We start from the raw sequence: 18534 nt of genomic DNA, 5'->3' as shown, positions 1-18534 counted from the left end.
GCTTAAACCTCGCTCACGACCTGGTTTCCGGAGATGACATGCACCTTGTAGTCACCGAACACCTGGGCCGCCTCGCCCGATGCATAGAGCGCCTGATAGGCGTCGTGCGGCACCAGCGCATGTTTCTCGTAGGACGAAACGCCCATGCGCGTGGCCTCCAGATTGTCGGTGTCGATGTGGAATTCCTCCTGCGCCGGCGTCGTCGACCAGAAGCCGCGCTGTGCGGCGCGTTCGGCCTTCGAAAACACCTCCTGCACGGTCCAGGTCAAGAGCCAGGCATTTTCGGGCTTGCGCACCTTGGACAGGATCTCGTTGATCTTCGCATTGTTCTCGGTGATCCCGGCCGAATAGAACGGGCCAAGCACGATGCGCCGCAACTGCTTGGGGTGCAGCTCGGGGAAATCCTTGTCCATATTGGTCGCGATCGTCACCGGCGTCAGCGAGTAGGTGCTGTTCTTAGAGGCGAAATCATCGAAGCGGCTGGCAAGCTCCGGATTGAGCAGGCCGCCGACCGGCAGCGGAATCTCGACCTGTGGGTTGAGCTTGCCATCCGCGGTGACGAGCATCTCGACGATCTTCTCGGAGGAATCCTCGATCGTCGCCATATAGACCATCGGCAGGGTCTGGGTGCCGTCGAAGGCGCCCCAGCTCACGATGTAATAGGGCCGCATCGTCTTCGGGTTGACGGCAACGCGGATCGTTTCCGGCAGGATGAACGGCGAAAAAATCTCGCCCTTGCCGATCTGCTCGAGATAGAGCCGCTCGGCCATGCGCGACTGCAGCGCCTCAGGAAAAGCCTTCTGCCTAAGGGTGAAGTCGGCCATCTCCTCGCGCAGGGCATCGGCCGAGGGAATATCCGCAAGCCGCTTCGGCGCCGCCTGGCGGTCGTTTTCCAGTTCGAGCACGTTCTGGAAAACCGGGAAGCCGCTCTCGGCCCGGGAGATCCTGAACTGATCGACGAAGCCGATGCGGTTCTCCCAGCAGGCGATCGAAGCTTTCAGCCGGGCGAGATAGGGAACGATCACCTCACCGACCACCGTATTGCGATAGAGCGGCGAATTGCGGTCACCGAGAAACAGCTCGAGCCCGGCAAGAGCCGAATGGATCGAGGCGAAATACTGCGTCACGGCGGGGGATGCAGCCACTTTCATGCCGTTCCCCCTGGCGCGTGCCGCAAGGCAAACTCGGACCCTATCATGTGCATGCCCGTGCCCTGCCGCCGATCACTGCTTCACGTAGTTGGCGGTGTTGTGCTTGTCCATGACCGTCTGGAAGCGTCGGGCAAACGCATCGTCGGCCAGCTTCTTGCGGCGCTGGATATCCTGCGTCGACAGCATGTTCTTCTCGTGCATTTCGAGCAAGTCGCCGATATGGCGCTGGGCAGCGGCGCCGATGCCCGCCATCGTCTCTTCCGCTGCCGTATCGACCTGGCTTCCGAGCGTATTGATCTTGTGGGCGACATCCTGCTGGGCGGCGGTCTTCAACGAATCCTCGAGCGCCTTGTAGAGCACGATGCGCTGCTCGGTATCGATCGTCAGCTTGTTGATCAGAGTGTTTTGTGCGGCGATCTGGTTGTTGAGCGAATCGACGAAGGTCTGGAACATCGAGGTGTAGCGCTCGAGCGTCTGGCTCTCGGCCAGCAGCTCCTGCTCCTTCGCCTGCTTCTCGTTGTATTCCGTCGCCAGCGCCGAGCGCTCGCCTTCAAGCTCGGTGCGCACCTTCTGCTCGGTCGACGCAGCAATGCGGTTCTCGATGTCGAGCAGCAGCGGGTTGAGCTCCTCGATACGCTTCTGCACCGCTTCGAGATTGGACATCGTGCCCTTGCGGCGCTCGATCACCTGGATCAGGCTCTGCTCGGAGGTCTTGTAGCGCTGGTCGAGGATCGACTTCTGGTCCTTGAGGATGCCGACGATGGTATCGGATTTCGACAGCAGCTCCTGCAGGTTGCCGGCGAGCGACATGTTGCGCACCCGGTCGGTGCGCATGCGCTGCATCTTCTGCTTGGAGAACATGCCGATGAATTTCTCGTAGCCGGTATAGTTCTTCATGCTCTCGAATTCGGAGCCGAAGACGTTGGTCGCATCTTCGAGCCCGATGATCAGGTCGGCGATGTTGGCCTCCATCACCTTCTGCTGGCTGATGACGTCCTGGATGCGGGCGTTCTCGATATCGAAATTGACGTCGCCGAGCTTGGTCTCGGCCTTGGCGAATTGCTCCAGCACGACGCCGGATTGCTCAAGCTTGCCGCGCATCTGCTCGACAACGCTTTTCGTCTTCTCGATTTCCGCGTCAAAATTCTGAAGAGTCGCCATATCATCCCCCTGGATCGGTTGAGGCAACAGATGCCATCCGGGCCAAATTGTTCAGCCTTCGATTGCAGGTATATAAAGGGTGTTTATCGAAAGAGAACAAGCCTCGCCGGCCGGCTTTTTTGGTCAGCCGTCCCGTCGAAGTGATTGAGATATCGAAGGCATTGCCTATTTGGCCGCGGATGGGTCCTTGAGATAGGCGATGACGTCGGCAATGTCCTGCGGCTTCTTCAGCCCGGCAAAGCTCATCTTGGTGCCGCCGACCATCGCCTTGGGGCTGAGGAGATATTCGCTCATCGTCGCTTCGTCCCAGACATGCCCCTCGGATCCGAAGGCCTTCATCGCTTCCGAATAGCTGTAGCTGGAGACCGAGGCGGCCGGACGGCCGATCACGCCCATCAGGCTCGGCCCCACCCTATTGTTGGGCTCGGTCGCCGTGTGGCAGGCGCCGCATTTACGGAAGACTGATGCCCCCGCCTTGGCGTCACCGCCAGCATGGCCGGGCGTCGCTCCGAGACAGAGACAGAGCAGAAGATAGGGAAGCAGACGCGGCATCGCGAACCTCATCGGGGAAAACCGGGATCAGCATGGCATCCAGAATGCGTGGCTTTCAAGACGCCATGCAGTCGCACCGCGATGCCGCGCGTCCGATAGAACGAGCGAAGGATGCTGTAGCACTGCAAACTCGCGGCATAACGCCCTGAATCGAATCCGGTTTATCGGCTTCAGGCGGGGTCGCAGCGCATCTTGTCTTCCCAATGGCGCCGGCAATAGGAGACATATTTCTCGTTGCCGCCGACCTCGACCTGGGCGCCTTCGCGAACGACGTTGCCCTGCCCGTCGAGACGGACGACCATGGTCGCCTTGCGGCCGCAGTCGCAGATCGTGCGCACTTCGCGCAGCTCGTCGGCAATGGCCAGCAGCGCCATCGAGCCCGGAAAAAGCTTGCCTTGGAAATCGGTGCGCAACCCGTAGGCCATGACGGGAACGCCGATGCGGTCGGCGACCCGCGCCAGCTGCCAGACCTGCTCCTCGTCGAGAAACTGCGCTTCGTCGACGAAGACGCAGGCAATCTGGCCCGCACCATCGGTGTTGAGCTTTTCGATCAACGCGTAGAGATCGTCGCCACCGTGGAACGGAATGGCATCCGCATCGAGGCCGATGCGTGACGAAATGCGCCCGGTGCCGGCACGGTCGTCGAACGCTGCGATCAGCATGACGACGCGCATGCCGCGTTCCTGGTAGTTGTAGGATGCCTGCAGCAGCAATGTGCTCTTGCCCGCATTCATCGTCGCATAGCTGAAATAGAGTTTGGCCATATCCTGCCGTTCCCGGAAATCGTCTTGCCGGTTCATGACGAGGCTTGGGCCCGAAGGCCAGAGCCCGTTTGCGCGACCCACAGTTTTTCGCCCAACTTGACCATTTCGTGGGCATTGCGACATTCTGCGTCGCAGCGTGCATCCCGTCCGCGTATTGACGCAATACACTTCCTTCGACATCAAAGCGCTTGAATTCGCTATCCAATGGTGTTTGGCTAAAGCTCCAATGTGTTTGGCTAAAACAATAATAGAGGCAGGGGAACGACAACGATGAACAAAGCACTCTCTCTCAAATTCATGCTCGCGGGCGCCGTTTCGGTGGCTGCCCTTGTTGCCGGAAACGCCGCGGCAGCCGAGCCTGAAAACTGTGGCACCGTCCGGTTCTCCGACGTCGGATGGACCGATATCACCGCCACCACCGCTACGGTTTCCGCTGTCCTCAAGGGCCTGGGCTACGAGACGGATATCAAGGTTCTCTCCGTTCCGGTCACCTACACCTCGCTCAAAAACAAGGACATCGACATCTTCCTCGGCAACTGGATGCCGACCCAGGAAAACGACGTGCGCCCCTATCTCGACGACAAGTCGGTCGAATCCTTCGGACCGAACCTCGAAGGCGCGAAATACACGCTGGCGACCAACGCCAAGGGTGCCGAACTCGGCATCAAGGACTTCAAGGACATCGCCACCAAGAAGGACGCGCTCGAGGGCAAGATCTACGGCATCGAGCCGGGCAATGACGGCAACCGCCTGATCATCGACATGGTCGACAAGGACACCTTCGGGCTCAAGGGTTTCGAAGTTGTCGAATCCTCCGAACAGGGCATGCTGGCTCAGGTCGCCCGCTCCGAGAAGGATGGCGCGCCGATCGTGTTCCTCGGCTGGGAACCGCATCCGATGAACGCCAATTTCAAGCTCACCTATCTCTCCGGCGGCGACGACATCTTCGGCGCCAATTTCGGCGGCGCCAGCGTCTTTACCAATGTGCGCGCCGGCTACACCACCGAATGCCCTAATGTCGGCAAGCTGCTCACGAACCTCAAGTTCTCGCTGCAGATGGAAAACGAGATCATGGGCAAGATCCTGAATGACGGCAAGGAGCCGGACGCTGCCGCAACGGAATGGCTGAAGGCCAACCCGACGGCGATCGACCCATGGCTTGCCGGCGTCACGACCAAGGATGGCGGCGAAGGTCTCGCCGCTGTCAAGACCGCGCTCGGGCTCTGACCGGCAGCAAGGCGGGGGAAGTCCCCGCCTTTTTTCACCGCATCGCGCGATAGTGTTGATCTGACGAGACGGATTCACCCTGTGGAATTTCTGACAGAATACCGCATTCCCATTGGCGGCTGGGCCAAGGCGTTCGTCGACTGGCTGACGACGAACTTCGAGTTGTTCTTCGACCAGCTCGCTCGCTTCCTGTCCGGCGTCGTCGGCGTTCTGCTTTATATCTTGCAGACGCCGCACCCGCTGATCGTCGTTGCGGTTATCACCGCACTCGCCTGGTGGTTCCGCCGTTCGCTCGGCGTGACACTGTTCACCGGCCTCGGATTGCTGCTGATCATCAATCAGGGCTACTGGAAGGAAACGACGGAAACGCTGGCGCTGGTGCTGGCGGCCAGCGTCGTCAGCATGGCCGTCGGCGTTCCGCTCGGCATTGCCGCCGCGCGCCGGGCCTGGGTCTACTCCGTCATGCGGCCGATCCTCGACCTGATGCAGACGATCCCGACCTTCGTCTATCTGATCCCCGCGCTCATTCTCTTCGGTCTCGGCATGGTGCCGGGCCTGATCGCAACGGTGATCTTCGCCATTCCCGCACCGATCCGCCTCACCCGTCTCGGCATCATCTCGACGCCGCCCTCGCTGGTGGAGGCGGCACAGGCCTTCGGCGCGACACCCGGCCAGGTGCTGCGCAAGGTCGAGCTTCCCTTCGCCATGCCGCAGATCATGGCGGGCCTTACCCAGACGATCATGCTCTCCCTGTCGATGGTGGTCATCGCCGCACTCGTCGGCGCCAACGGCCTTGGCGTTCCCGTGCTTCGCGCACTGAACTCGGTGAACGTCGCCAAGGGTTTCGAGGCTGGTCTCTGCATCGTCATCCTCGCCATCATCCTCGACCGCCTGTTCCGCTCGTCCGACGAAGGAGAGGGTGCATGACCGACGCCGTCGTTTTCAAGAATGTCGACATCATCTTCGGCAACAATCCGCAGACCGCGCTCCAGATGGTTGACCAGGGCAAGACCCGTGACGAAATCGGCGCCGCAACCGGCCTGGTGCTGGGTGTCGCCGGTGCGTCGCTCGCGATCAACGAGGGTGAAATCCTCGTGTTGATGGGGCTGTCAGGCTCTGGCAAGTCGACGCTGCTCCGCGCCGTCAACGGCCTTGCGCCCGTCGTTCGCGGCGAGGTCGAGGTCAAGACCGCAAACGGGCCGCTCAACCCCTATCGCACCACACCAAAGTCGCTGCGCGACTTCCGCATGCACACTGTGTCGATGGTGTTCCAGCAGTTCGCGCTCTTGCCCTGGCGCACCGTCGCCGACAATGTCGGCTTCGGCCTAGAGCTTGCCGGCATGCCCGACGCGGAACGCAAGGCCCGCGTCGGCGAGCAGCTAGAGCTCGTCAACCTGACGAAGTGGGCCGACCGCAAGGTCAACGAGCTTTCAGGCGGCATGCAACAGCGTGTCGGTCTTGCCCGCGCCTTTGCAACCGGCGCGCCGATCCTCCTGATGGATGAACCGTTCTCGGCCCTCGACCCGCTGATCCGCACCCGGCTTCAGGACGAACTGCTCGAATTCCAGCGCCGCCTGAAGAAGACAATCGTCTTCGTCAGCCATGACCTCGACGAGGCGTTCCGCATCGGCAACCGCATCGCCATCATGGAAGGTGGCCGCATCATCCAGTGCGGAACCCCGCAGGACATCGTCAGAAACCCGGCGAACCAGTATGTCGCCGATTTCGTCCAGCACATGAACCCGATCAGCATGCTGACGGCAAAGGACGTGATGCAGACCGGCATCCAACGCGGAGCGGCCGTGGCCGGCGTGACGGCGACCGCCAAGCCGACGACGCCGCTCGTCGATATCCTCGACGCCATGTCCCGACAGCCGGGCAGCGTCGGCGTCGTCGACAACGGCTCCGTCGTCGGCACGATCAACGCGCAAAACATCGTTGAAGGCCTGACGCGACACCGCAACAAAAGTTGACGAAAACGCACAAGAAGCCAATAAAAGCCCGGCACCAGTTCCGGGCTTTTTCGTCTGGAACCGCGCTTGAATTTCTGGAAGGACCGACGAATGACCGACAAACCGAACGTATTGCGCGAAACCGATGACGAGGCGCGCAAGCTTGCGCACACGCTTCTGCGCGGCGCACGCAGCGGCTCGCTTGCGGCGATCGAACCGGAGAGCGGTGGGTTTCCTTTCGTCAGTCGCGTTCTCGTCGGCATGGATGTCGACGGCGTGCCATTGATCCTGATTTCCAAGCTGTCGACCCATACCAAGGCACTGCTTGCCGACACGCGCGCCTCGCTGCTGACGGGCGACCCCGGCAAGGGCGATCCCCTCGCCCATCCACGGCTGACGGTTCAGTGCGAGGCCGAAGCGATCTCGCGTGATTCGGATGCCCATGCCCGCATCCGCGAACGATTCGTTCGCCGCCATCCGAAATCGAAGCTCTATGTCGATTTTCCGGATTTCGGTTTCTTCCGCCTGAACCCGTTACGCGCCAGCCTTAACGGTGGTTTCGGCCGCGCCTATGTGCTGACCGCGCAGGATCTGGTGATCGAATCACCCGCCACCGCATCGCTCGCCGCCATGGAAGCAGGCGCTATCGAGCATATGAACGCCGATCATGCCGAAGCGGTCAGATTTTACGCTGAAAAACTTTGCAACGGCCCGGAGGGTGACTGGAAAGTGGTCGGTATCGACGCTGCCGGCCTGGATCTGGCCCTTGGCGACCAACTGAAGCGGCTCGAGTTCCCCGCGCCAATGCGGGACAGCTCGGAGTTACGGCCACTTTTGCGCGAACTTTACGGTTAATCGCTCGCCAGATACCCCCATTTCTTGCAGTAGGTGGTTGCCCTTTTATGCATCACGACTAATTATCGTCCTTCGTCAACCATAACTACGTGTGATGTAATTTTCGCATGGAGCACGCAATGCAGCCACTTTCGCCTGAAAAACACGATGAAGCTGAGATAGCAGCTGGCTTCCTCTCGGCCATGGCAAATCCTAAGCGCCTTCTCATCCTCGATTCCCTTGTCAAGGAAGAGATGGCTGTCGGCGCATTGGCCAATAAGGTGGGCTTGAGCCAGTCCGCCCTGTCCCAGCACCTGTCCAAACTGAGAGCCCAGAATCTGGTCAGCACTCGCCGTGACGCTCAGACGATCTACTATTCCAGCTCGTCCGACGCGGTCATGAGAATTCTGGGTACGCTCTCCGATATCTACGGCGTCGAAGCAAATGCCGTGACAGAAAAGACTTTGGTCCGCCGCTCGGCCTGACCTACTCAGTCCGTAACAGGGATCATGCCCTGAAGTAGCCCCACACGAGAAATCGCGCGGGGCTTACTCTTTTCTGGAAGATCGGCAGACGGGGCAAGCCATTGCCCGGCCGAAGTGCCTCGTTGCCCAGGTAACATCGACCGTCAATGTTGCCAGGGGCTTGCCTGCGATGTTTACGCGGCCTTGAGGTTTCGGGGTCAGGATGCGCCCGGACATTACAGCGCCGCGCCTCAAATATGACGCGCAAAGGACGCTGTAGCATTTTGAACCTACTGCCGGGACATCGGGTTTCACGCAATGCAAGACAAGGTCCGTTGGGGCATCGCTGGTACCGGCGCGATCGCGAACAGCTTCGCGTCCGATATCCAGTTTACCGGCAATGCTGAGCTGGCCGCTGTCTATTCCCGGAGCAAGGAGAAGGCCAACGCCTTCGCCGCCCGTTTCGGCGGCATCGCCAGCCATTCCAGCATCGATGCCTTTGCCGCCGATCCAGGTATCGATGCCGTCTATGTCGCCTCGCCAAACGCCGTGCACCTGGAGCACGCGATCGTCTTCCTGTCGGCGAACAAAACTGTGCTGGTCGAAAAGCCGCTGGCAACGTCGTTCGACGATGCGCGCTCACTCGCAGCCTTGGCTGCAGCCAAAAACCTTTTCGCCATGGAAGGCATGTGGACCTGCTTCCTGCCAGCGATCGCCAAAGTCCGGACCCTGCTCGGCGCAGAGGCTCTCGGCCGCATCCGGCATGTCATAGCCGAGCTTGCCTATGAAAAACCATTCGATCCCACCAGCCGCTTCTTCGACGCAAGGCTCGGCGGCGGATCGCTGCTCGACCTCGGCATTTATCCACTGTCCCTGTGCCTCAACCTGTTCGGACAACCACGGGCGGTCGACGGACGCTGGCAAAGCGCGCCCACCGGCGTCGATCTTTCGGCCGAAATGCGGCTTTCCTACACCGGCTTCCAGGCCCATCTTTCCTGCGGCTTCGACCGCGACGGCGACAATCGGTTCATCATCGACGGCGATCGCGGCACCCTCGTCATCGACGCGCCGTTTCTGAAGGCGAGCCGACTGTTTCTTGGCGACAACGGTCTTGTCCGCAAAGTCATCGCACCTCGGGGCCAGGGCCCGTGGGCAAAGATGCTGACGCGCATTGCCAGGCGCGTCTCCTTGCCCGGCCTTCAACGCTTCGATCTGCCGTTCCCGGGCAACGGACTGCAATTCGAGATCGAGGCGGCAAGTGCGGCGATCCTGGAGGGCTGGCACGAGCACATCCTGATGCCGACATCGCGCAGCATCCAGGCGATCGAAATCATCGAGACGATCCGTGCTTTACCGCCGTCATAGATCGAGCGGGCGATAGCCCTGACGACCGCTGTTGAGCGCAAGCACGATCTCGGTCAGATGGCGCGCGGTCGCGCCGGAGAAGTACGGCGTTTCCCCACGAGCGATCGCCTCGGCCTGGGCGGCAATCCCGCCAACGAAATCGATCTTCGAGGGATAGGCGGGCAATTGCGACGCCACGACCCGGGCAGGATAGCGTACCTTCCGGCCGGCATAGAGCCGGAGCGGCAGCTTGCGGCCGACCTTCCACTCGACCCAGTCGAGGATACGGTGTTGCAGCGGGCGCTTCGCCCCGAAGGCCTCCAGATGTATGGGCGAGCGGTTGTCCCAGAGATCGCGCACGACGATGGTGCCCTTGTCGCCGATGATGGTCAGCGAGCGGTCGCGCGGAGCCGCAAGCCCGCAGGTCACACGAGCCGTCACGCCGGAGCGGAAGGAAAGGCAACCGACCGAAAAATCCGGGCCAAGGCTTAAGTTTTCCGTGCCCGGCCCCTTGTCCGGGAAGGTCAGGGCGGAAATGGCGCTGACTTCGGCAACCGGTCCGAACAGCGAAACGAGCCAGCTTGCGGCATAACCTGCATGTTCGAGTGTGCAGCCGACTTCGAACTCATGCACGCCGGGCCAGCGGGCGCCGGAACGGCTGCGCCACTCGCGCCAGTTGGCTTGGAACACCGGACCATCTTCCATTTCCGCATAGACGAGGCGTGGCGTGCCGATGGCGCCGCTCGCAAGAAGCGAGGTGCAGAGCGCGTGCGCTTCGCTGAGCGCATTGGCCGGCGCACCGGCAAGCACCATCCCCCGCACTCGCGCCAGATCCACCAGCTCGCTGGCCTGCTCGACATCCATGGCCAGCGGCTTTTCGCAATAGACATGCTTGCCGGCCAGAAGTGCTGCGCGATTTACCATGTAGTGGCTTTCCGGCGTCGTCAGATTGACGACGATCGTGACCGCGGGATCCGCCAGCGCCGCGTCCAGTGAAGCGTAGCGGTTGACCTTCCAGTAGCCGGCAAACGCCGCCAGGCGGGCTTCATCGCGATCCCAGACGCCGGCGAGGCGCAGTTGCGGATGGTTGGCAAGCGTCGTCATGTAGTAGTCGGCAACGAAGCCGGTTCCGACAAAGGCTATCCCGGTCATTGCTGCAGCCCCCTAGCGTGCGTCGGCAAGGAACGACGCGACATAGACGAGCGGCGCATTCCAGTTGATGGTGATCTCATTGGAGCCATAAGCCTCGATATCGTCGGCATAGCAGGTCTGCGGCGCACAGCCCTGCAGCCGCTGCTTGGCGATCGCATCCACCGGCGTCGAATTCGGCCCGCCGGCAAGCGAGCCAACCGGCGGATTGGGCAGGGTCGGGTCCACCTGGTGCGCGTACCAGCGGCTGTGCTGGTTCTCGGGCGAGCGCGCGCCATAACCTGTAATGTAGGACATCGCCATGGCATTGCGGCCGAGAATGTAATCCATGCTTTCGCGCGCGGCATTGAGGAAGGCCTTGTCGCCCGAAAGGTCGAAGGCCGTCGACAGGACGATGATGTTTTGCAGGATCAATTGGTTCGATCCCCAGTGGTACTGGTGGTTCGCCGGGCGGTAGATCTGCCCGAACGGTTCCGCTGCCTGCAGCGACAGGAATGTCCGCGCGGCCGTCAGAACCGAACTTCGCACCATGTCGAGTTCGGCCTTGGGCAGGGCTACGCCGTAGAGCGCCAGCTGCAGCCGGGCGAAACCGGCAACATTGCGCCAGTGGAACGCGCCGGTCGACGGCAGCACATCGCCGGACCAGTGCGGAGAAGCGCGCAGCGCATCGAGGTACGTCGCCTCTCCGGTTGTCAGGAACAGTTCTGCCGCGGCCCAATAGAGTTCGTCCGACGCGTCGTCGTCATCGTAATCGCCGCCGCCCGAATTGCCGTCGGATTTCGGCGCGAGCAGGACCGGATTGGCATTGGCCGCCACCCATGCCTTGCGCGCTGCCGAAAGCAGCGTTGCGGCAAAGGTCGGGTTGTCCTTCGCGAACAGCCGCGAGGCCTGCGCGGCAACGGCCGCCACATCGAAGGTCGCCGCCGTCGAGGGCCGGTGCAGCGCCCGCGGTTTCGGATCCTCGCTTGGCAGCATCGGCGGCGACGACCACTCTGTGTCATGGATCTTGTGGTGCACCATCCCGGCAAGCGGCTCACCGTCCGGCACCATCATTGCAAGCAGGAACTGCAGCTCCCATCGCGCCTCGTCGAGCAGATCGGGAATGCCGTTGCCGCTTTCGGGAATGTGCGAAAGCCGATCGCCGAGGACGGGCGAGGCAGCACCGCCAAAGACACGGCCGCGCTCGAATGTCGCCAGCAGCTGCGCGACCGAGACCGCACCGTTGACCGCGTATTTGCCGTGATCGCCGGCATCGTACCAGCCGCCGGAAACGTCGAGACGATAGGAGCAGGACCAGTCGCCATAGAGCGCCTTGGCCTCGTCGCCAGTCAAGCAGCCGACTGATTGGTCGCCCTCGTTCGGCGCGACGCCGATATGCCCAGCCGGCCTGGCATAGGCCTTGCCGGCGATATCGCCGCGGATCTGGATACCGCTGCGCTGCGGGTAGAACCAGGAGAGCGCGTCTACGCGCAGGCGGCCATAGAGATCGTCAGAGATCGAAAAGCGATCGCTAGTCCAGTCACCGGAGACCAGTCGGTACCCGTTGCCGGGAACGGCATAGGCGGAAAAGTCCGCCACGTGCGTCCTGACGCCGGCGGACGGATCAAACCCGCTCGGTCGCGTTGTCCCCTCGCCGACGACGGCATCGCCTGCATCGATCAGTTGGAAGGAAATGGCGCGGCGCGCATCGGAGATCACCGTTGCCCGCTTTGGACCATCGGTGAAATAGCCGAGCTGGTTCACCCGAATGGCCGGCCCCTGGTTCGCTCGGCTGGCCGCACCAGCAGAGGCCTCGATCTCCACCAAGGACAAGTCATCGATGCAGAAGCGCCAGGATTTTTCAGCGCCGCCGAGCGGGAAAATCAGTTGGGCCTCATCCTCTTCGGAGGCCATGAAATCTGCCGAAAACGGCGCACGCTCCGGCGCGCCTGCGATGCTGAACTCGCTCTGCACCGTCCAGGGCTCGGCGCCACGCTGGATGCGGGCGGACACGGCACGGGCAGGATCAGCCGCGGTCGACAGCGAGAGCCTGTAGTGAAGGCCGGGCTCGAGTTTCAACCCGTTGACACCAATGAGCCTGTCCCAGGTGTCACCGCCCGCCGAAACGTCGGCACAAAGCTGCCTTCCGCTCCGGGTCAGAGCCACGCCTTCCCCGGCCCAAAAAGTGTCCCGGCCTTGCTCGAAGCGTCCGTCGACGATCAGGTCGGCGGCCGCGGCCATGCCTGGCAGAAAGAGGACGGCAATGGCCGCCGGCGCTATCCCCAACCTCGACACTGTCTCGCCACTCCGCATCTTTCGCCACCGGACCGCACCGTCGGGGGACGGCGGGAAACACTGCCATGGATCCGGCGATACACGGCGCGGTAGCGTTGACGCAAACAGGTTAAACTTGAGAAAACGTCTGAGCCGATAACGGAAATTCCCACTCTTGGGACGCCTCGGATAGGCGGGCATTTGCCACCAGCGGAATATACCGCACTCGAATTCCGGGGCGCGCCCTGAGCGATAACGCGCCGGCGCTCCAGACTTGACCCGAACCGGCGCCCTGATAGTTTGACCAAAGGGTAAAAGAATCCAAGCGGGCGCGATCGCCCGACACGGGACCATGCCGAGGAGAACTGGAATGTCGAACCGCCTCAACACCACGCCGAACGACCTGCGCGCCTTCTGGATGCCGTTCACTGCCAACCGGCAGTTCAAGAAGGAACCGCGCCTCTTCGTCGGCGCGAAGGACATGCACTATACGACGCATGACGGTCGCACGGTCCTCGACGGCACGGCGGGTCTCTGGTGCGTCAATGCCGGCCATTGTCGCCCGAAGATCACCGAGGCGATCCGCGAACAGGCAGGCGAACTCGACTATGCGCCGGCCTTCCAGCTCGGACATCCAAAAGCCTTCGAACTGGCGAACCGCCTGGTCGATATCGCGCCTGAGGGCATGAACCACGTTCTCTACACCAATTCCGGCTCTGAATCGGTCGAGACCGCGCTGAAAGTGGCGCTCGCCTATCACCGTGCCAAGGGCGACGGCTCGCGCTTCCGCCTGATCGGCCGCGAGCGCGGCTATCACGGCGTCAATTTCGGCGGCATCTCGGTCGGCGGCATCGTCTCCAACCGCAAGATGTTCGGCACGCTCCTGACCGGCGTCGACCACATGCCGCACACGCACCTGCCGGCCCAGAACGCCTTTACCCGTGGCGAGCCCGAGCATGGCGGAGATCTGGCGACCGAGCTTGAGCGCATCGTCACCCTGCACGATGCCTCGACGATCGCTGCCGTCATCGTCGAGCCGGTTGCAGGTTCGACCGGCGTGCTGATCCCGCCGAAGGGCTATCTCAAGAAGCTGCGCGATATCTGCACCAAGCACGGCATCCTGCTGATCTTTGATGAGGTCATCACCGGCTTCGGCCGCCTCGGCACGCCGTTCGCCGCGCAGTATTTCGACGTGACGCCGGATATCATCACCACCGCGAAGGGGCTGACCAACGGCGTGATCCCGATGGGCGCGGTGTTCGTGACCTCGGAAATCCATGACGCCTTCATGAACGGCCCGGAACACCTGATCGAGTTTTTCCACGGCTACACTTATTCCGGCAACCCGATCGCCTCGGCTGCAGCGCTTGGCACCCTCGACACCTACAAGGAAGAGGGCCTGTTGACACGCGCCGCCGAGCTTGCCTCCTATTGGGAAGACGGCCTACATTCCCTCAAGGATTGCCCTAATGTCATCGACATCCGCAATGTCGGCCTGATCGGCGCGATCGAACTGCAGCCGATCGCCGGCGAACCGACCAAGCGCGCCTTCAATGCCTTCCTGAAGGCCTACGAAAAGGGCCTTTTGATCCGCACCACCGGCGACATCATCGCGCTGTCGCCGCCGCTGATCATCTCCAAGGCAGAGATCGACGAGCTGTTCGACAAGCTTCGCGACGTTCTCGTCAACAATATCTGATTGCGTCGTCCATCTGCGAATAGGGCCCTTTCCCCGGCAACGGGGAGAGGGTTAATCTTATCTACGGGTCTGAAGTGAGGGGTGCAGAGATGTCTAGGGCTTTGGAACGAATGATCGACCAGGGCGTCGGCCGCGAGCCGGCCGACATCGTGCTCAAGGGCGGGCGCTTCTTCGATCTGGTGACGGGTGAACTGATCGCCTCCGATATCGCCATATCGGCCGGCCGCATCGTTGGCACCTATGGCGATTATGAGGGACGCGAGGAGATCGATATCTCCGGCCGCATCGTCGTTCCCGGCTTCATCGATACGCATCTGCACATCGAATCCTCGCTCGTCACCCCGCATGAGTTCGATCGCTGCGTGCTGCCGCTCGGCATCACCACAGTTATCTGCGACCCACACGAGATCGCCAACGTGCTCGGCACCGAGGGCATCCAGTTCTTTCTCGATTCCGCTCTCGAAACCATCATGGATATCCGCGTGCAACTGTCGTCCTGCGTGCCGGCGACGCATCTGGAGACCGCGGGCGCCGACCTGCCGATCGAAAGATTGCTGCCCTTCCGGGATCATCCGAAGGTGATCGGCCTTGCCGAGTTCATGAATTTCCCCGGCGTCATCCACAAGGATCCGGTATGCCTCGCCAAGCTCGAGGCGTTCCAGGGTGGGCACATCGACGGGCACGCGCCGCTGCTGCGCGGCAAGGACCTCAACGGCTATCTCTCGGCCGGCATCCGCACGGAACATGAGTGCACCACCGCGGACGAGGCGATGGAGAAGATCCGCAAGGGCATGCATATCCTGGTGCGCGAAGGTTCCGTCTCCAAGGACCTGCACGCGCTGATGCCAATCATTACCGAGCGGCTTTCGCCCTATCTGGCGCTCTGCACCGACGATCGCAATCCGCTCGATATCGCCGAGCAGGGCCACCTCGACCACATGATCCGCACCGCGATCGCCGCCGGCGTCGAGCCGCTGGCGATCTATCGCGCCGCCTCGATCTCGGCCGCGCGCGCCTTCGGCCTTCGCGACCGCGGCCTTGTGGCCCCCGGCTGGCGCGCCGACCTCGTCGTCGTCGACAGTCTCGAAAGCTGCCGGGCGCAGATGGTCTTTTCCGGCGGCCGCCGCGTCACCGACGCACTGTTTGCCACCCGCAAGCCGGTCGCCCCCGTCGGCCTCGACAGCGTCAAGGCCGGCCATGTCAATGCCAGCGACTTCGGCGTGCCCTACTCCGACAGCGAGACATCCGTCATCGGCGTCCTGCCGGGCAAGATCATCACCGAGCACCGCCGCTACCGGCTGCCCGCGGATGGCAACGAGACCGGCGTCGACCTCGGTCGCGACATCATCAAGGTGGCGGTGATCGAGCGCCACGGCGTCAACGGCAACCACGCCAACGGCTTCGTACAGGGGTTTGGCCTGAAGAAGGGCGCGATCGCCTCGACGGTCGGCCATGACAGCCACAACATCTGCGTCGTCGGCGTCAACGTCGAGGACATGGCGACCGCCGCCAATCGCCTTGGCGAGATCAAGGGCGGCTTCGTCGTCGTCGAGGATGGCAAGCTCACCGGCGAGATCGCGCTTCCGGTCGCGGGCCTGATGAGCCTGGAACCGCACGAATCCGTGCGCGACACCCTGCACCATCTGCGCCAGGCGGCATTTGCGCTGGGCGCCACGCTGGAAGAGCCATTCCTGCAACTTGCCTTCCTGCCGCTACCGGTAATCCCGCACCTGAAGATATCAGACCGCGGCCTCGTCGACGTCGACAAGTTCATGCTGATCGGCTGAAGCGCGGCTCGCTCAGTTATCCGCGGCGACCGACAGCTCTTTGCGGAAATAGACGACGCGTTCGGTTTCCTCGAAGCCGAGCGCCATATGCAGGCCATGGCTTTCCAGATTGTCGATATCGGTGTCGGATGCAAGCTCGCGGCAGCCGCGACTGATCGCCCAGCGTTCCGCCGCGGTAATCAGCGCCCGCGCAACGACATGGCGGCGATAGCCCGGAAGCACATAGATGCCTTCGAGGAAGGCAACAGGCGATGTCTCGCAGCCGTTGACGTAGTCGGTGCGTAGCGACACTTCGGCGAAGCCTACCGCGACACCGGCATCGTCCTCGCAAAGAAACGCGGCCTGTCGCTCGGCTGCAGCCAGACTGCTATCGATCTCGTCGCGGTGCACGGCGGCCGGCGTGTCGGACCAGAGCGCAAGCCGCATCTCCAGCCAGCGGCCGACCATCTCCCCGTCCATTAGCAACACACGCATCAGAGCTTCCCGCAATAGGCACTCAGAGCATCGAGTTTCAGCACGCCGCCGGCGACCCGCACCGATTGACCCGGCAACGGCACGCCTTCCATCGCCGCGTCGGAAACGAGAAATTCCTGCGGCACGCGCGTCAGGTTGAAGACGAAGAGCAGCCGCTCGCCATCCTTCTCGCGGATGAATGCCAGCAGGTCGCGGTTGCTCTCGATGAACGACATGTCACCATCGTGCAGGGCCGCATGCGACCGGCGAAAAGCCAGCATGGCGCGATAATGGTTGAGCACCGTGCCAGCGCCAGCCTCCTGCGTATCGACCGCCAGGCGGGCCTGCTCTGTCGGCACCGGCAGCCACGGTTTTCCGACGGAGAACCCGGCATGCCTGGCGGCCGCCTCCCACACCATCGGCGTGCGGCAGCCATCCCTCCCCTTGAACGACGGCCAGAAGCGGATGCCATAGGGATCGCGTAAATCCTCGAAGGCAAGATCCGCTTCCGTCAAACCCAACTCTTCGCCCTGGTAGAGGCAGATCGAGCCACGCAAGGTCGCCAGAAGCGTGATTGCCAGCTTTGCGACCACTTCCCGTTCCGCATCGCTTCGCGCAAAGCGGCTGACATGGCGCATGACGTCGTGGTTGGAAAAAGCCCAGCACACCCAGCCGTCGGTGACAGCCTTCTGGAAATTGTCGACGCAGCGGCGGATATGACCTGCAGTGAAATCCGGGCCGAGCAGATCGAAGGTATAACACATGTGCAGCTTGTCGCCGCCGCTGGTATAGGCGGCCACGGTCTTCAACGATCGCGCGCCGTCCCCCACTTCGCCGACCGTCGTTCGGCCGCCATAACCATCGAGCAAGGCCCGGAACCGCTGGAGAAAGGCGACGTTTTCCGGTTGGCTCTTGTCGTAGAGGTGATCCTGCATGCCGTAGGGATTGACGTCGGGCGCATCATTGCTCGTCGCATCCGGATCCGGCACCAGCGGCGGATTGTCCCTGAGATGGCGGTCGTGGAAATAGAAGTTCACGGTATCGAGCCGGAAACCGTCGACGCCACGGTCGAGCCAGAAGCGCGCTGCATCCAGCACTGCATCCTGAACATCAGAATTGTGGAAATTGAGGTCCGGCTGCGAGGCAAGGAAGTTGTGCATGTAATATTGCTTGCGCGCCCCGTCCCACTCCCAGGCCGGTCCGCCGAAGATCGAAAGCCAGTTGTTGGGCGCGGTGCCATCAGGCTTCGGATCGGCCCAGACATACCAGTCTGCCTTCGGATTCTCGCGGCTGGTCCGGCTTTCGACGAACCAGGGATGGCGGTCGGATGAATGCGAAATCACCTGATCGATGATCACCCTGAGGCCGAGGCGGTGCGCCTCCGCCAGCATCGCGTCGAAATCGGCAAGCGTGCCGAACATCGGGTCGACGTCGCAATAATCCGAGACGTCGTAGCCCATGTCGGCTTGCGGCGAGGTGAAGAAGGGCGACAGCCAGATGGCGTCGACGCCGAGCGAGGCGATGTGGCCGAGCCGCCGCGTGACGCCCTTCAAGTCGCCGATGCCATCATCATCGGTATCCTGAAACGAGCGCGGATAGACCTGATAGATCACAGCGCCGCGCCACCAATCGTCACCCGAAACCTGCTGAGACGCCATGCCCTGCCCCCGTGAAACCGATCTGTGCGCCAAGATGTAACCGCGCCCGGCGCGGGAGTAAACGCCGGAGGGCAGCCAAGTCATCG

The 18534-nt window shown here is 62.2% G+C and carries 16 protein-coding genes; 8 read left to right on the top strand and 8 right to left on the bottom strand.

The genetic code is table 11. The annotated features are described in order from the left end of the window. Positions 1–2: 2 nt before the first annotated feature. From ASD52_RS17610 to ASD52_RS17595, 4 genes are all read right to left on the bottom strand, one after another. Positions 3–1151 (bottom strand): hypothetical protein, encoded by a 1149-nt coding sequence (locus ASD52_RS17610; protein WP_057224994.1) that lies wholly within the window; start codon positions 1149–1151, stop codon positions 3–5. 72 nt (positions 1152–1223) lie between these two features. Then, positions 1224–2312, bottom strand: a complete 1089-nt coding sequence (locus ASD52_RS17605) for a hypothetical protein (RefSeq protein WP_057205736.1) — start codon at positions 2310–2312, stop codon at positions 1224–1226. A gap of 165 nt (positions 2313–2477) precedes the next feature. Then, the gene (locus ASD52_RS17600; RefSeq protein WP_025427985.1) at positions 2478–2864 is read right to left on the bottom strand and encodes a cytochrome c family protein; all 387 of its coding nucleotides are present in this window, start codon (positions 2862–2864) and stop codon (positions 2478–2480) included. Positions 2865–3034: 170 nt separating this feature from the next. Further along, entirely contained in the window at positions 3035–3628 is a 594-nt protein-coding gene (locus ASD52_RS17595) for a thymidine kinase (RefSeq protein ID WP_025427986.1), read from the bottom strand. A gap of 270 nt (positions 3629–3898) precedes the next feature. Here ASD52_RS17595 and ASD52_RS17590 point away from each other — a divergent pair, with 270 nt between their 5' ends. The 6 genes from ASD52_RS17590 (at position 3899) to ASD52_RS17565 (ending at position 9470) form a co-directional block, all read left to right on the top strand. Further along, entirely contained in the window at positions 3899–4855 is a 957-nt protein-coding gene (locus ASD52_RS17590; RefSeq protein WP_025427987.1) for a choline ABC transporter substrate-binding protein, read from the top strand. A gap of 81 nt (positions 4856–4936) precedes the next feature. Further along, the gene (gene choW / locus ASD52_RS17585) at positions 4937–5782 is read left to right on the top strand and encodes a choline ABC transporter permease subunit (protein WP_025427988.1); all 846 of its coding nucleotides are present in this window, start codon (positions 4937–4939) and stop codon (positions 5780–5782) included. Next, on the top strand, positions 5779–6828 hold the full coding sequence (choV, locus tag ASD52_RS17580) for a choline ABC transporter ATP-binding protein (RefSeq protein ID WP_025427989.1): 1050 nt from the start codon (positions 5779–5781) through the stop codon (positions 6826–6828). The genes choW and choV overlap by 4 nt, the downstream gene beginning before the upstream one ends. Before the next feature lie 90 nt (positions 6829–6918). Beyond that, on the top strand, positions 6919–7662 hold the full coding sequence (locus ASD52_RS17575; protein ID WP_025427990.1) for a HugZ family protein: 744 nt from the start codon (positions 6919–6921) through the stop codon (positions 7660–7662). A 119-nt stretch (positions 7663–7781) separates the two neighbouring features. Beyond that, positions 7782–8126: a metalloregulator ArsR/SmtB family transcription factor gene (locus tag ASD52_RS17570; protein WP_025427991.1), complete on the top strand. Its 345-nt coding sequence runs from the start codon at positions 7782–7784 to the stop codon at positions 8124–8126. A gap of 297 nt (positions 8127–8423) precedes the next feature. After that, the gene (locus ASD52_RS17565) at positions 8424–9470 is read left to right on the top strand and encodes a Gfo/Idh/MocA family oxidoreductase (protein ID WP_025427992.1); all 1047 of its coding nucleotides are present in this window, start codon (positions 8424–8426) and stop codon (positions 9468–9470) included. On the opposite strand, the gene ASD52_RS17560 is transcribed toward ASD52_RS17565, so the two are convergent. Beyond that, positions 9465–10601, bottom strand: coding sequence for a Gfo/Idh/MocA family oxidoreductase (locus ASD52_RS17560; protein ID WP_025427993.1), 1137 nt, complete (start codon positions 10599–10601; stop codon positions 9465–9467). The two genes, ASD52_RS17565 and ASD52_RS17560, sit on opposite strands and share 6 nt — an antisense overlap. A gap of 12 nt (positions 10602–10613) precedes the next feature. Further along, positions 10614–12872 (bottom strand): glycoside hydrolase family 9 protein, encoded by a 2259-nt coding sequence (locus ASD52_RS17555; protein ID WP_244497480.1) that lies wholly within the window; start codon positions 12870–12872, stop codon positions 10614–10616. A gap of 349 nt (positions 12873–13221) precedes the next feature. Between ASD52_RS17555 and ASD52_RS17550 the strand changes: the two genes are divergently transcribed. Both ASD52_RS17550 and ade read left to right on the top strand, forming a co-directional pair. After that, entirely contained in the window at positions 13222–14550 is a 1329-nt protein-coding gene (locus tag ASD52_RS17550; RefSeq protein ID WP_025427995.1) for an aspartate aminotransferase family protein, read from the top strand. A gap of 89 nt (positions 14551–14639) precedes the next feature. Further along, positions 14640–16337: an adenine deaminase gene (gene ade, locus ASD52_RS17545; protein ID WP_025427996.1), complete on the top strand. Its 1698-nt coding sequence runs from the start codon at positions 14640–14642 to the stop codon at positions 16335–16337. A 12-nt stretch (positions 16338–16349) separates the two neighbouring features. Here the strand turns inward: ade and aac(6') are convergent, their stop codons facing one another. After that, positions 16350–16811: an aminoglycoside 6'-N-acetyltransferase gene (gene aac(6') / locus ASD52_RS17540; RefSeq protein WP_025427997.1), complete on the bottom strand. Its 462-nt coding sequence runs from the start codon at positions 16809–16811 to the stop codon at positions 16350–16352. Beyond that, on the bottom strand, positions 16811–18448 hold the full coding sequence (locus ASD52_RS17535) for an alpha-glucosidase family protein (protein ID WP_057224990.1): 1638 nt from the start codon (positions 18446–18448) through the stop codon (positions 16811–16813). The genes aac(6') and ASD52_RS17535 overlap by 1 nt, the downstream gene beginning before the upstream one ends. Positions 18449–18534 lie beyond the last annotated feature (86 nt).

Origin of the sequence: Ensifer sp. Root142, from assembly GCF_001426785.1 — a bacterium.
Taxonomy (GTDB): Bacteria; Pseudomonadota; Alphaproteobacteria; order Rhizobiales; family Rhizobiaceae; genus Ensifer; species Ensifer canadensis.
The sequence above is the reverse complement of the archived record's forward strand: the minus strand, read 5'-3'. Positions and strand labels throughout refer to the sequence as shown.

Coding starts and splice junctions, on each gene's coding strand:
- ASD52_RS17610 (WP_057224994.1), bottom strand. CDS start 1,151: ATGAAAGTGGCTGCATCCCCCGCCGTGACGCAGTATTTCGCCTCGATC.
- ASD52_RS17535 (WP_057224990.1), bottom strand. CDS start 18,448: ATGGCGTCTCAGCAGGTTTCGGGTGACGATTGGTGGCGCGGCGCTGTG.
- ASD52_RS17575 (WP_025427990.1), top strand. CDS start 6,919: ATGACCGACAAACCGAACGTATTGCGCGAAACCGATGACGAGGCGCGC.
- ASD52_RS17605 (WP_057205736.1), bottom strand. CDS start 2,312: ATGGCGACTCTTCAGAATTTTGACGCGGAAATCGAGAAGACGAAAAGC.
- ade (WP_025427996.1), top strand. CDS start 14,640: ATGTCTAGGGCTTTGGAACGAATGATCGACCAGGGCGTCGGCCGCGAG.
- choV (WP_025427989.1), top strand. CDS start 5,779: ATGACCGACGCCGTCGTTTTCAAGAATGTCGACATCATCTTCGGCAAC.
- ASD52_RS17565 (WP_025427992.1), top strand. CDS start 8,424: ATGCAAGACAAGGTCCGTTGGGGCATCGCTGGTACCGGCGCGATCGCG.
- ASD52_RS17570 (WP_025427991.1), top strand. CDS start 7,782: ATGCAGCCACTTTCGCCTGAAAAACACGATGAAGCTGAGATAGCAGCT.
- ASD52_RS17560 (WP_025427993.1), bottom strand. CDS start 10,601: ATGACCGGGATAGCCTTTGTCGGAACCGGCTTCGTTGCCGACTACTAC.
- ASD52_RS17595 (WP_025427986.1), bottom strand. CDS start 3,628: ATGGCCAAACTCTATTTCAGCTATGCGACGATGAATGCGGGCAAGAGC.
- ASD52_RS17550 (WP_025427995.1), top strand. CDS start 13,222: ATGTCGAACCGCCTCAACACCACGCCGAACGACCTGCGCGCCTTCTGG.
- ASD52_RS17590 (WP_025427987.1), top strand. CDS start 3,899: ATGAACAAAGCACTCTCTCTCAAATTCATGCTCGCGGGCGCCGTTTCG.
- ASD52_RS17600 (WP_025427985.1), bottom strand. CDS start 2,864: ATGCCGCGTCTGCTTCCCTATCTTCTGCTCTGTCTCTGTCTCGGAGCG.